Below are 12,826 nucleotides of genomic sequence, written 5' to 3'. Positions count from 1 at the left end.
CGCTTCGGAGCGGCGGCGGATGCTTCGTTCCTTCTCTCACCGCTTGCGCATGGGCATTTGTCGCTACGCTATCGGCCTGCGTCGTGCTATACTTTTTGTTTGGCTTCCTTCGACGGGATGGAGAGATGTTCGCCCTGTCAACCTTGACGCGGAGAAGCATTGGCGTTGCTCTTGTCGGTTGCGCTTTCCTCGCGTCGGCTGCCATGGGAGCGGGAGATACTGAAGATGTCGCGATGGGAATCCGACTTGCGGAATTGCTTCGCGCGGGGCGAAGCGTTGTCTCCAACTATCAGACACTAATCAACGATCCAGCACTTGGCGACAAGCACCTCGACAGCGAGCGGTTCGCGAGCGAGGCCATCGCCGTTTACTCAAAAAACACCGGCCAGGACCCGTTTTCCGGCGAATTGACCAATCGCGACCGGCGTCTGCTTGAGGCCCAGATTGGGGCTATGCGGGAGGTGGTGGACGAGCAGCAAGATGACATCAACCGCGCTGGGATCGGGTTCAAGGGCTTCGTGCCGGCCGTTTTCGCGCGTCTGTTGAATGAGAAATTCGCCGCCAAGGTTGGCAACGAAGCTCTGGTGCGCGTGACAGCGCCCGAGCAACTCGTGCGCAACCGCAAATCTCTTCCGGACGCTTGGGAAGCCAGCATCATCGTAAGCGTCTTCTCAGATCCGAAGAAAGCAAAGGGCGAAGCCTACACGGATGTGACCGAGGTGGAGGGACGCCCGGCATTTCGAATGCTCCTGCCCGAATACTATACGGAGTCGTGCCTTTCCTGCCACGGCGAGCCGAAGGGCGAGATCGACATAACTGGATATCCCAAGGAGGGCGGAAAAGCCGGCGATTTGGGGGGCGCAATCAGCATCGTCTTGTTCAAATGAGCGTCCTGGAACAGACACCCCACGAGGTGGAAGCCATACCGGCGCCGTCGAAATCCCTGGGACGTCGCCTTGCCAGTCTGCCGATCGCGGCCCGCGTAGCTGCACTGACAGCGGCCGGCCTCATTAGTCTCATCGTATCTTCCATCCTTCTCACGCAGGCGCTTTATCGCAGTGCCGACCGCACCGCAGACACTAAGGCATTGTTCGATCTCGCGGCGAATGCGGCTGCGGCGCACGTGACCTTCGGCGAATTGCGATACTGGCTCACCGATTTGTCGGTCAGCTTGCTAATGAACTCCCAGCGGAATGCCGAGCAGGCGCGTGAGCGACTGCTGGACCAACTGGACGGCCTTTCGAAATCATCCCCCGATGCAGTGAGGGAAATCCGTGTCGAGATCGATGACTATGTCAAAAGGGCACTAGAGGCGGCGGACAGCTATACTCAGGATAACCGCATCATTGGAAACGCTCTCCTGGCGGAGGCGCGAACCCACAGCACGAATGTCGATGCCGCCCTTAACGAACTTGTCGAGGAAGTGAGCGCCGAGGCAGAAGCTGCTCGCAACGAGGCTGTAAGGCTAGCCCAGAAAACCGCGACTACCGCTGCCATTCTGGTGATCATCGTGCTGTTGATTGGGTCGCTTCTTACAATCCTTGTTCTTCGCTCGATCATTGGCCCGTTACGGCGGCTGAACCGGGTCATCGGCGAACTGACGCAAGGACGCTACGATATTGAAATACCGATTGAGGGAGGCGACGAACTCGGCGCAATGTCGCGGACGCTTCGACTTTTTCGCGCGGGCGCGATTGAAAAGAAACGACTGGAAGACGAGGCGGAGCAGCAAAGACGGACGATCGCAGCGGCGCTTGAGGCAATTTCTGACGGATTTGTCCTATTCGATCCGCAGGACAGGGTCATCCTGGCCAACAGCAAATTTTGCGAATTCTTCCCTGACCATGCGCGAGCTTCTCTTCCTGGGCAAAGCTTTCAAGAAATCTTGGAGCAACGCCTGGCGGGCGGGCAAGTCGACCTTGCGGGCGCGTCGCCGGAGGAGTGGATTGCCCAGCGGTTACACATCCACAAGGACCCGGCGGGCTTCGTCTGTGAGGATCGGTTCGGCGACAGATGGGTTCGCGTAAGCAGGCGAAAAACGCCTGACGGCGGCGCGGTCGCCGTTTACACCGACATCACGGAATTGAAACAGAGACAAGACGAACTCGAGCGCGCCAAGAGCCGTGCTGAATCGACGAATGAAGCCAAGAGCCGCTTCGTCGCATCCGTCAGCCACGAACTGCGTACGCCGCTGAACGCGATTATTGGCTACAGCGAGATGCTGATCGAAGATGCGAGCGACCAGCACATGGTGGAATTCGTTCCGGAACTGGAGAAGATCGCCGCGGCTGGTCGCCATCTCCTGGCGCTCATCAACGACATCCTCGACTTGTCAAAGATCGAGGCGAACAAGATGGAAATTTTCTTGGAAACGTTCGTCGTCGCCGATTTGATGCGCGACGTCCAGGCCACAGTCGCGCCTCTGATGGCGAAAAACCGAAACGGTTTCGTACTGGACCTCGACGACGACCTCGGGAAAATGCATTCGGATCAGACGAAGTTGCGTCAGAACCTGTTTAACCTGCTCAGCAACGCCGCCAAGTTTACCGAAGGGGGTCGTGTAACACTCACGGTGCGTCGCGACAGACGACCAAAGGGCGATTGGCTGATATTCAAAGTGTCCGACACCGGGATCGGGATGACGCCGGAGCAGCAGGAACGGCTCTTCGACGCTTTCACGCAGGCGGACGCATCCACCACTCGCAACTATGGCGGAACGGGGCTTGGCCTCAGCATAACCCGGAGTTTTAGCCGAATGATCGGAGGCGTTGTAAAGGTCGAGAGCGAACTCGGAAAAGGCTCGACCTTCACAATGGAGATTCCAGCCGAGTTCAAAAAAGAATCTGGCGAGCAACACCCCTCCGAAGCTGTGCCGTTGCCGCCACGAGACAAGGCGGTTCTGATCATAGATGATGAACCAGCCGCCCGAACCGTCATCGCCAGGGCCTTGGCGGAGGCGGGACTGGCATCGTTCGAAGCAGCAAGCGGCGAGGAAGGAATAGCCGCTGCTCGAGCGCATCGCCCCGCGGCGATCATTCTCGACATCATCATGCCGCATCAGGACGGCTGGTCAGTGCTGCGATCTCTGAAGAACGATAGGGAGCTTTGCGAGATTCCTGTGATCCTTGCGACGATACTTGCAGATCGCGAACTCGGCCTCTCACTCGGGGCGGTTGAATACCTGACGAAGCCGATCGACACCGAGAAGCTGATTCAAACAATTGAGGCTTGCGGCGGTGGCAACCGCGATGTGCTTGTAATTGATGACGACCAAGCCTCCCGCGATTTCCTTCGGCGTATCCTGATCAAGAAGGATTGGCGGGTTCACGAGGCAAGCGACGGCGCGCGCGGACTTGGCCTGATGAAACGGTTGTTGCCGCGCCTGGTGGTGCTTGATCTGCTGATGCCCGAAATGGACGGGTTTCAGACATTGAGTGAGATGCAGCAGACGCCCGAACTGCAGAATATTCCGGTGGTCGTAGTTACCTCGAAAGATCTGTCGATGAACGAGCTCGAATGGCTCCGCGATAGGGCGGTTGCCGTTGTGACCAAGGGCGCGAACAGCAGGTCTCAATTGGTCAAGGCGCTCGAACGCCAGATTTCCGCGGCCGAGTAGGTTGGCCCGGCATCTCAGTTCGTTGACCCATCGTTAGAAGAGGCCGAAGATGACGAGAATCCTTCTGGTGGAAGACAACGAAATGAATCGCGACATGCTCTCGCGGCGGTTGTCGCGGCGTGGGTTCGAAGTGCTTATTGCGGAAAACGGACAATCCGGCGTGGAACTAACCATTTCGGAAAGACCGGATCTGATCCTTATGGATATGAGCCTGCCCGTGATGGACGGATGGGAGGCGACGCGGCGGATCAAGGCTGATCCGGCCACCTCGGGGATCCCTATAATCGCGCTTTCTGCGCATGCTATGACCAGCGATCGGGAATTGGCGCTTGAGGCCGGCTGCGATGACTACGACAGCAAGCCGGTGGACCTGCCGAGGCTTGTCCAGAAAATCGAACAATTGCTTGCCGCAAATCCGTGAGCCGCCGAGTCGGCGGATTGGAGACATGACTGCCAACGAGTTCCAACGCCACGCAATAGCCGCCCATCTGGCGCAGCGGCTTGCTGGACCGGCACGGGCAATCTCGGGATTTCAGGAACTGCTGCTAGAACAGGTGCAGAACCATAGTCTGGTGCACATCACTCCAGATCTTGAGAGGGTCGGCGCCGCTGCCCGGCAATTGAACAGCCTCATCGACAGCTTGATCCATGGCAAAGCCGACTGTCCGGACCATGCAGGGCGCGAGATCGAGGCGAAACTGCGCCACGATTTGCGAACACCACTCAACGCGATTATCGGCTATTCCGAAATGATCCTTGAAGAAGCCGAAGAATTGCACGAACACGCATTGGACGAAGATGTCAGGGTGATGCTCGCGGCTGCGGCCGAGCTGTTGGCGCATGTCGATGCAATTGCCGGCCTATCGCGCGCCAGCGACAACGAAGCGCTGTGGACGACGGATCAGGCAGAGATCGATGCAGCAGGGCTTGAAAGGGCGCTCGGCAAGACGGAGCACGATGCATTCTCAGGACGCAGCGGTAGAATACTTGTCGTCGACGACATCGGCAGTAACCGCGATCTTCTCTCGCGCCGCTTGCTGCACGACGGTCATCAGGTAGTCACTGCCGAGTCAGGCCTGTCCGCGCTGACCCGCCTTGCGGAATATGAATTCGACCTTGTTCTGTTGGACATACTGATGCCGGACATGAACGGCATCGAGGTGCTCTCGCGATTGAAAGCTGAGCGCCGGTGGCGGCACATCCCGGTCATTATGATCTCGGGGCTGAACGAAGTCGACGCCGTGGTCCGCTGCATCGAGGCGGGAGCCGACGACTACTTGCTTAAACCATTCAATCCGGTCCTGTTGCGCGCCCGGATCAACTCCAGTCTGGAGAAAAAGCGTTGGCGCGACCGCGAGCACCAGTATCTTCAGCGGATAGAGGCGGAAAAGCGGCGGGCCGACTCGCTTCTACATGCCGTCCTGCCCGGTCAAATCGTTGCGCGGCTGCAAGGGGGCGAGGAGATCATTGCGGACCGGTTCGAGGAAGTGACCATCCTTTTTGCCGATATTGTCGGATTCTCGCCTATCGCAGCGAAATTGCCGGCATCCGACCTTATCAAGCGCCTCGACCGGATGTTCAGCATGTTCGACGCGCTGGCGGAGAAGCATTCCGTGGAGAAGATCAAGACAATCGGAGACGCGTATATGGCCGCTTGTGGTCTTCCGGAGCCGGCGGCCGATCACGCCGACAGGACCGTGGCGCTGGGAAAGTCCATGCTGGACTCGTTGAGGCTCTTGGCGTCGGGCAGCGATAGTTTTCGCGTCCGAATCGGCGTACACACCGGACCGGTGATCGCCGGTCTGATCGGCCGACATCGGTTCGTCTATGATGTCTGGGGCGAAACCGTGAACATCGCAAGCCGGCTCGAATCCCAGGGCGTAGCCGACCGCATGCAAATCTCGGAGGCAACCAGACGCGCTTTGCACGACTCTTGGGAGCTAGAACCGCGCTGCACTGTGGAACTGAGAGGCGTCGGCACGATGGAAACCTATCTCGTTCGACACTGATGTCTGATTTCCTCAAAGCGACGCGTAAGCGAGTAGCTTACGGCACCGGCGTTGAGAGGCTATCACTACCATAGCATTCGCGAATCGAAGAGCAGATTAACCAGCGTCCGTGTCATCATCAGCATGACTGGGTTAGGCTCGGCGGACTTGGCTACCACCACCCGTCCCATCCATATCGAATTTAGGTCATGGGTTGCTGGCGAGACTGGAGGCCTATGTCGAGACGGGCTTTCTGTGCTTCCGCCGCATCTCCAAGCGGAAGTTCATCCATCTGTGATGGTCGAGAATAACGCAAGAGCTATCGCGACACGGGTGCTGATCTATGTGGCACGATACGTCCGGAACGTGTCCGAGACGCGACCTCCATAGCGATGGCCGCGCAAGTCCGATTATGGCGCTCTCTGCTCGTTCAGGAGGCTAAACGAACTAGGCTTCCCACCCAAAGCGGTTGTCTAACCTCGGGGACCAAGCGTCAGGTTTTCACCACTAGCCTGATCCGCGCTTGGCTTCAGGCATCCAGATCGATCAAGGCGATGCCGAGTTCCGGACGTTTTCTGCGGCGCAGATGACCAGGCGTTTCCACCAAAGTGACTTCGAGTGTAGGCCGAACAATGCCATCGAGCAGATGTCCGCCCTTCGTGCTGCCGTCGCGCAATCCGAGCACCGCATGGACGTGAAGGCTGGGCTTGCCGTCGTCGCCGATCGCAACGTCGCCGATCGCGCTGAGCACCTCGCACTGTTCCAGCACCGGGATTTTCCGATAAGTTTTTTCCTCGATGTCGAACCAGCCGACAGTCGCCTTTTCGAAGGCGCCGAGCGCGGTCAGCGAGGCGCCGCCAATATCGTTATCGACAGCGAAAGATGTGAGCGCCGCGAACGCTTCCTCGCCGGGATCAAGCACCACAACGAACGTCCTTTGTCCGGCGCTTTCGGCGACGAGCTGCGATTTCATGATTTCACTCCAGACGCTGTGTCGGCTTTGGGTTGTCATTCGATCGAGAGGTTGAACGGAAAGCTGGCTCGCGAGTTCCCAACAGGTTTGGCTTGGCTTTGAACATCGCAGCGCCGTTCGGCTGTGGCGAAGATGCAGCGGTGCGGAACAAGATTGTCCAGGAAACATTGTTCCCCGCAGGCTATCTCTGAGGAGCGGACGTGGCGCCAACCGAGATCATCGTCAGGCATGCGCTAACGCCGCGTGAGTTCTGGATTGGTCTTGGCCGTGCCTTTGCCGGAGCGTTGATCTTCGCCGCCCCGGTGCTGATGACCATGGAGGCCTGGGCGCTGGGCTTTCACCTTCACCCACTGCGGCTCGCCCTGTTCCTCGCTGTCACTTTGCCAATGCTGGTGCTGCTGCACAAGTACGGAGGCTTTCGTCACACGGTGGCGCTGCGCGACCGCATCGCCGATGCTTTTGTGGCGATACTTGTGGCCGCTGTGGCGGCTACGGCGGTGTTGTTTATTTTCGGCATCGTGACCGCCGAAATGCCGCTACGGGAGGTGATTGGCAAAATTGCGGTGCAAATTGTCCCGGGCAGTCTCGGGGCATCCTTGGCACGCGCTCAGCTCGGCCCGAGTTTGTTGGAGGAGGAGGACATTCCCGAGCCCGGCTACACCGGAGAGCTGTTCCTGATGGTGGTCGGAGCGCTGTTTCTATCGGTGAACATCGCACCAACGGAAGAGGTCGTCCTCATCGCCTACAAGATGGAGCCCTGGCAGGAAATCGCCCTGGTGGTGGTCACCCTCGCTCTCATGCACGCCTTCGTCTATGAGTTCGAATTCCGCGGCTCGCACAGTCCCGAGCCAGGCGCTGGATTCGTCAGCATCTTCTTTCGCTATGCGATCGTCGGCTATGTCCTGGTGATGCTTGTGAACCTCTACATCTTGTGGACCTTCGGCAGGACCGATGGCGCCGGCTTTTCGGAGACACTTAGTGCAGTCGTGGTTCTATCGTTTCCTGGCGCGCTCGGGGCGGCGGTTGCGAGGCTCATTCTGTGACAAGGAACCCGGCAAAAGGCGACAAGCAACAGAAGCAGCAGTCCGATAACAAAGCAAAGACACGCAAACCCGGGACTTCGGTCACGGAGTGGGTCGTGGCGGGCATAAGCTCCGTAGTCCTGCTTGCCGTGCTCGGTTATCTTGTCGTCGATGGCGTGAGCACGCGCGATGGGACCGCCCGGATCGTTGTGGTGCCGCTCGCGGTCGCGGTCACCGAGGGGGGCTACGTGGTCGAGTTCGCCGCTGCAAACAGGGCGGGGAAATCAGTTGCTGCTGTCGAGATCAAAGGTGAGCTCCGCAACGGCGATGAGGTCGTCGAGGATAGCAGCGCTACGCTCGACTATGTCCCACAGAATTCCCAACGGAAGGGCGCGTTGATCTTTCGTCGCGATCCCGAGGCCTATGACCTGCGCCTCTTTGCCATTGGATATAGTGAACCCTGACCAGTCAAAACGCCATGGATGAAAGGGAACTCGGCGTGGATGACGCGGTCAACCGGCCACTGCTTCGCCCTGCTGTAAAAGCGACATGGCTGCAGAGAACCAACACGGCCGGTGCCTCCGAGAATGATGTGCGTGGGCGATCCTTTCGCACCCTATTCCTCTCTATTCCTCCGGGGCGGTGGCAGGAGCCGTATAACGGCGACGCACCGCATCCAGAACGTGCTTGCGGCTTTCCTGCGCCGAGAGCATTTCGTCCTTTTCCGCCTCGGCGGTCTCGCGCGCCAGATCCTTGTCCCTGATCTGTCGGCGAAACCATTCGGAATAGTCGCCGGCGCGCAGGTGATGCTCCCAGGTTCTGTCGTCGATGCCCTCGGCAATCTGAGCGAAGATCATCAGGTTGTGGGCCCGGAGGTTCATCGCGTTGTCGGGACCTCTGAAATAGAAGCTGCCGGCCTCGTCGAGTTGACCTTCTGCATATTTGCGGCTGTGACGCTTGAGCGACTGGCGCGGCTCGATCGCTTTGACCATGGCAATTTTCTTGCGGGCTTGCGGCCGCCAGAACAGCACACGCTCGCCTTTTGGCGAGGGAATATCCTTTGGCGGCTTGGTGTCCGTCTCCTGACAAAAGGCCTTGATGACATTCTTGGCCTTGGGACCGAGCGCAATGACGGCAGTGACCAGACGCAGGGCGTCGGTCGAGATCGCTTCCGGATGAACGGTGATCAGGACAGTGCCCGGCAATTCCAACGACAGGATGGCGCGCGTGTCGTCGCGCCTCTTGGGCAGAAGATGATGCGCCTCGTCGATGACCAGCCAATGCGGCCTCGCCGTACGGTAGCGGAAATTGCCAAGACCGGGGAGCAGGTCGGCAAAGAAGCCTGGTCGCTCGTTGACCCGCAACGCCAGCCCGTTGACGACCACATTGGTGTCGGGCTTTTCGATCAGGTCGAGCACTTGTGCCTTTGTCGGTTCGCTTGAGGCATCGCCTACCCGGACGGCGCCTTCGAGGCCATCATAGTCGCCTTCCGGATCGAAAACGCAGAATTGAAATCCGTTCTCGACGAAGCGTTCCGTCAGCGCGGTGGCCAAGGTGGATTTGCCGATGCCGGAGCTTCCGGCGATCAGAACCGTGTCGGTCGGCGTCAGATAGACTTCGTCGCCGCCGACCGAACCGAGAAGGATGCCGTCACGGGCTTTTCGGACAAATTCCCGATCACGCTTTACCAGCTTTTCGATCAGTTCCTCGACGCCCTTTCCACGTGCGCCGCGCGTTACAAGATCCGCTGTATCCTTGACCGCCGCAAGGGCGTTCTCGACAGCGACGCTGCAGCCGCAGGCCCGCAGGAACGCATGATCGTTTTCAGCATCGCCAATACCGACCACATTGTGTGGCGACAGCTTGAGGTCCTCAAGTGCGGCTGCCAGCCCGGCTGCCTTGTTAATGCCGGTGGGCAGCACCATCACCGCGCCCTTGTTGAAGATGATTTCCAGCTCCAGCCCGAGTTCCTTGATGACCTCAAGAACTGTTGCCTGGTGTGGTTCCCAGGTCGCGACGATCGACCGTCCGACTGAAAGCGGCTTGACGCCGCGTTTCTTCAAACTGGCGACAAATTTCGGCGCCGGCGCCGGTGAGATCGCACGTTCTTCCTCGCTGGCAGGCGTGTAGATCAACGCCCCATTTTCGGCGACGACCTTGTCGAACACGCCGAGTTCGGGAAAAATCCGCTTGAGGTCGGGCAGTTCGCGGCCAGTGACGAGGATGAGCTTGCGGCCACTTTTCTTGAATCGTTCGAGGGCTGCAAGCGTCTTTTCGACTACGATCCCATCGTGCGCCAGCGTGCCGTCATAGTCCGTCGCCAAGGCAATGAAATACATCTGTCGACCATTTCATATCTGAGATCGCCGCTACCTCCGCCACAGGCGAGAGGTCCACGATGATCGAGGCAGTGCGGGCGACACGTTCTCAGTAGCCGCCGATGATCGGCAATATCTCGCCGGTGATGTAGCTTGAACAATGCGGCGAGGCGAGGAACACATAGGCCGGCGCGATTTCCTCCGGTTGCGCCGGCCGTTTCATCGGTGTGTCTGCGCCAAATTTCGAGACGTCGCCGGCTTGCTTGTCCGACGGGTTGAGCGGGGTCCACACCGGGCCTGGCGCCACGCAGTTCACCCGAATTCCCTTTTCGATGAGGTTGCCGGACAGCGCGCGCGTGAAGGCATGAATGCCGCCCTTGGTCATCGAATAGTCGACCAGCTGCTTCGAGCCCTCGATGCCGGTTATGGAGCCGCTGTTGATGATCGCCGAACCAGGCTTCATATGCGGAACGGCCTCCTGCGCCATGTGGAAATAGCCGTAGAGGTTGGTCTTCAGCGTCGTGTCGAAATGCTCCTCGGTCAGCTCACTGAAGTCGCTGGAATGGACCTGGAAAGCGGCGTTGTTGACCAGCACGTCGATCCGGCCAAATTCCTTCACCACCTTAGTCACAGCCTTGTGGCAGTGGTCGCGTTCGCTGACGTCGGCCTTGACCAGCGTGCAGCGCCGGCCCTCGGCTTCGACGGCCCTCTTCGTTTCTTCAGCATCCTTGTCCTCGCACAGATAGACGATCGCCACATCGGCGCCTTCGCGCGCATAGAGCACGGCCACGGCTCGGCCGATGCCGGAATCGCCGCCGGTGATGACGGCCACTTTGCCGTCCAGCTTTTTTGATCCGATATAGAATGGCGCGTCGTAAAGCGGCGCCGGCTCTATCGCCCACTCATGCCCTGGCTTCGGCTGGTGCTGCTCGGGAAAGGGCGGCTCGGGATATTTGCGTGCTCCGGCCTGCATGGCGCCTTGTTGCTTGCCGTTGCCCTTCGTTTTGTCCTTGGCGTCGATGCCGCGCTGGATGTGGCGTTGCTTGGCGGCCTCGCCGGCGATTTCCGATTTCCTCTGCATGGCTGTCTCCTTGGCTTGGAGAACGAACAACGCATGTCCGGCGAAAAAGTTTACGCGACGGCGTCATTCCTTCGGCAACGAATCCAAACGCCAGGAAATCGACGGCGTGTACTGCGCAACTGGCAACGAATGATGCGGCCGGACGTTTGGGCACAAGCGGTGTCCGAGAACCTGAAGGCGCGCTGGCCAAGCAGAAGGTATTCCGAGGCTGGTGACCTGACGATTTCCCGCTTGTCGGCCGTACAGGCGATCTTCTGGATCGCGCCAAGGGAGAGGAAAATGGCTGAAGATCATGCCAAACCAACCGGGCCGGATCTGGTCGAGGGTATCGCGTTATCCGACCTTGCCGACGGCGGAAAGCTCCTCGGCCATTGCGACGAAGAGCCGGTGCTGCTGGTGCGCCGCGGGGCCGAGATCTTCGCCATCGGCGCGACATGCACACATTATGGCGGGCCGCTCGTCGACGGTCTTGTGGCGGAAGACACCGTCCGGTGTCCCTGGCATCACGCGTGTTTTGATTTGCGTACAGGCGAGGCCTTGCGCGCGCCTGCTTTCAGTCCACTCGCGTGCTGGTCGGTGGAACAACGCGATGATCGGATCGTCGTGGGCGAGAAACGCAAGCGGACGGCGTCCAAGCCGCGCCCTGGCGGCTCCAGCCAGGCTCCCGAAAAAATCGTCATTGTCGGTGGCGGCGCCGCCGGTTTCGCGGCGGCAGAAACACTGCGGCGCGAACATTATCAAGGCAGCATTGTCATGCTCAGCAACGACGAAGCGCCGCCGGTTGATCGGCCCAATCTTTCCAAGGACTACCTCGCCGGCAAAGCACCGGAGGATTGGATTCCGCTGCGCCGAGAAAGCTTCTATTCGAAGAACGGCATCGACCTGCGCCTCAATGCGGATGTCGCCAGCATCGATACGCGTTCTGGCGAGGTTGTGCTCGCGGACGGGGCCCGGACTGCCTACGACAGGCTACTCCTGGCGACCGGAGCCGAACCGGTTCGCCTGACCATACAAGGCGCCGACCAGCCACATGTTCACACGCTGCGCTCGTTCGCAGACTGCAAGGCGATCATCGAGCGAGCCACGACTGCGCGCCGCGCCGTCGTGCTTGGCGCCAGTTTCATTGGCCTGGAGGTTGCCGCGGCGCTGCGGTCGCGCTCGATCGAAGTTCATGTCGTGGCGCCGGAAAAACGGCCCATGGAACGGATCATGGGTCCGCAAATGGCCGACTTCATCCGCGCCCTGCATGAGGAGAATGGTGTCGTATTCCATCTCGAGGACACTGCGAGCAGCATCGACGCCAGCGAGGTGAAACTCAGCGGTGGCGATACATGGGCGGCGGATCTCGTCGTCGCCGGCATCGGCGTGCGACCGCGGACAGGGCTTGCCGAAACGGCGGGGCTCACCCTTGACCGCGGTGTCGTCGTAAACGCCTTTTTGGAGACGAGCGCACCAGGCATCTTCGCGGCCGGCGACATTGCGCGGTGGCCGGATCCTCACAGTGGCGAGAACATTCGGGTCGAGCATTGGGTGGTTGCCGAGCGGCAGGGGCAAACCGCGGCCCTCAACATGCTCGGCCATCGCCAGAAGTTCCTCGCCGTGCCGTTCTTCTGGAGCCAGCACTACGATGTTCCCATCAACTATGTCGGCCATGCCGTGCAACGGGACGAGATCGCGATCGATGGCGACATCGTTGCCAGGGATTGCCTGCTCCGCTTCAAGCGCGAAGGGCGCACGCTGGCTGTCGCTTCGATCTTCCGCGACATCGAAAGTCTGGGGGCCGAGGTGGAAATGGAGCGCCAGACGACCTAGCCCGGATATCTCGAGC

At 59.6% G+C, this 12,826-nt stretch carries 10 protein-coding genes; 7 read left to right on the top strand and 3 right to left on the bottom strand.

Features of this window, described 5'->3' with window-relative positions:
* Positions 1-125: 125 nt before the first annotated feature.
* The 4 genes from AC0L3O_RS21670 to AC0L3O_RS21655 are packed head-to-tail and all read left to right on the top strand — an operon-like array spanning position 126 to position 5,625.
* Positions 126-887 (top strand): Tll0287-like domain-containing protein, encoded by a 762-nt coding sequence (locus AC0L3O_RS21670; RefSeq protein WP_031255742.1) that lies wholly within the window; start codon positions 126-128, stop codon positions 885-887.
* A complete protein-coding gene (locus AC0L3O_RS21665; protein WP_473616543.1) occupies positions 884-3,616 on the top strand; it encodes a hybrid sensor histidine kinase/response regulator in 2,733 nt (910 codons plus the stop codon). Before AC0L3O_RS21670 ends, AC0L3O_RS21665 begins: the two co-directional genes overlap by 4 nt.
* Positions 3,617-3,665: 49 nt before the next feature.
* Positions 3,666-4,037, top strand: a complete 372-nt coding sequence (locus AC0L3O_RS21660; protein ID WP_031255744.1) for a response regulator — start codon at positions 3,666-3,668, stop codon at positions 4,035-4,037.
* A 25-nt stretch (positions 4,038-4,062) separates the two neighbouring features.
* A complete protein-coding gene (locus AC0L3O_RS21655) occupies positions 4,063-5,625 on the top strand; it encodes an adenylate/guanylate cyclase domain-containing protein (protein WP_023801351.1) in 1,563 nt (520 codons plus the stop codon).
* A gap of 508 nt (positions 5,626-6,133) precedes the next feature.
* On the opposite strand, the gene AC0L3O_RS21650 is transcribed toward AC0L3O_RS21655, so the two are convergent.
* Positions 6,134-6,577: a PPC domain-containing DNA-binding protein gene (locus AC0L3O_RS21650; RefSeq protein WP_023801352.1), complete on the bottom strand. Its 444-nt coding sequence runs from the start codon at positions 6,575-6,577 to the stop codon at positions 6,134-6,136.
* Between the two features lie 254 nt (positions 6,578-6,831).
* Between AC0L3O_RS21650 and AC0L3O_RS21645 the strand changes: the two genes are divergently transcribed.
* Both AC0L3O_RS21645 and AC0L3O_RS21640 read left to right on the top strand, forming a co-directional pair.
* Positions 6,832-7,620 carry a TIGR02587 family membrane protein gene (locus tag AC0L3O_RS21645; protein WP_473608460.1) on the top strand — a complete coding sequence of 263 codons (789 nt, stop codon included), beginning with the start codon at positions 6,832-6,834 and terminating at the stop codon, positions 7,618-7,620.
* Complete coding sequence (locus tag AC0L3O_RS21640) at positions 7,617-8,063, top strand: TIGR02588 family protein (protein WP_023801355.1); 447 nt, start codon at positions 7,617-7,619, stop codon at positions 8,061-8,063. The genes AC0L3O_RS21645 and AC0L3O_RS21640 overlap by 4 nt, the downstream gene beginning before the upstream one ends.
* Positions 8,064-8,225: 162 nt before the next feature.
* On the opposite strand, the gene AC0L3O_RS21635 is transcribed toward AC0L3O_RS21640, so the two are convergent.
* Both AC0L3O_RS21635 and AC0L3O_RS21630 read right to left on the bottom strand, forming a co-directional pair.
* Positions 8,226-9,938 carry an HAD family hydrolase gene (locus AC0L3O_RS21635; protein ID WP_473616542.1) on the bottom strand — a complete coding sequence of 571 codons (1,713 nt, stop codon included), beginning with the start codon at positions 9,936-9,938 and terminating at the stop codon, positions 8,226-8,228.
* Positions 9,939-10,026: 88 nt separating this feature from the next.
* Positions 10,027-10,998 carry an SDR family oxidoreductase gene (locus tag AC0L3O_RS21630; protein WP_023801357.1) on the bottom strand — a complete coding sequence of 324 codons (972 nt, stop codon included), beginning with the start codon at positions 10,996-10,998 and terminating at the stop codon, positions 10,027-10,029.
* Between the two features lie 279 nt (positions 10,999-11,277).
* On the opposite strand from AC0L3O_RS21630, the gene AC0L3O_RS21625 reads away from it, so the two are divergent.
* Positions 11,278-12,810, top strand: a complete 1,533-nt coding sequence (locus AC0L3O_RS21625; RefSeq protein WP_473616541.1) for an FAD-dependent oxidoreductase — start codon at positions 11,278-11,280, stop codon at positions 12,808-12,810.
* Positions 12,811-12,826: the final 16 nt, after the last annotated feature.

It is taken from the genome of Mesorhizobium sp. WSM4810, assembly GCF_055811235.1.
The sequence above is the reverse complement of the archived record's forward strand: the minus strand, read 5'-3'. Positions and strand labels throughout refer to the sequence as shown.

What these genes read in the sequence shown, in the direction of transcription:
- AC0L3O_RS21630 (WP_023801357.1), bottom strand. Translation starts at nt 10,998, where the DNA reads ATGCAGAGGAAATCGGAAATCGCCGGCGAGGCCGCCAAGCAACGCCAC.
- AC0L3O_RS21660 (WP_031255744.1), top strand. Translation starts at nt 3,666, where the DNA reads ATGACGAGAATCCTTCTGGTGGAAGACAACGAAATGAATCGCGACATG.
- AC0L3O_RS21665 (WP_473616543.1), top strand. Translation starts at nt 884, where the DNA reads ATGAGCGTCCTGGAACAGACACCCCACGAGGTGGAAGCCATACCGGCG.
- AC0L3O_RS21655 (WP_023801351.1), top strand. Translation starts at nt 4,063, where the DNA reads ATGACTGCCAACGAGTTCCAACGCCACGCAATAGCCGCCCATCTGGCG.
- AC0L3O_RS21650 (WP_023801352.1), bottom strand. Translation starts at nt 6,577, where the DNA reads ATGAAATCGCAGCTCGTCGCCGAAAGCGCCGGACAAAGGACGTTCGTT.
- AC0L3O_RS21670 (WP_031255742.1), top strand. Translation starts at nt 126, where the DNA reads ATGTTCGCCCTGTCAACCTTGACGCGGAGAAGCATTGGCGTTGCTCTT.
- AC0L3O_RS21625 (WP_473616541.1), top strand. Translation starts at nt 11,278, where the DNA reads ATGGCTGAAGATCATGCCAAACCAACCGGGCCGGATCTGGTCGAGGGT.
- AC0L3O_RS21635 (WP_473616542.1), bottom strand. Translation starts at nt 9,938, where the DNA reads ATGTATTTCATTGCCTTGGCGACGGACTATGACGGCACGCTGGCGCAC.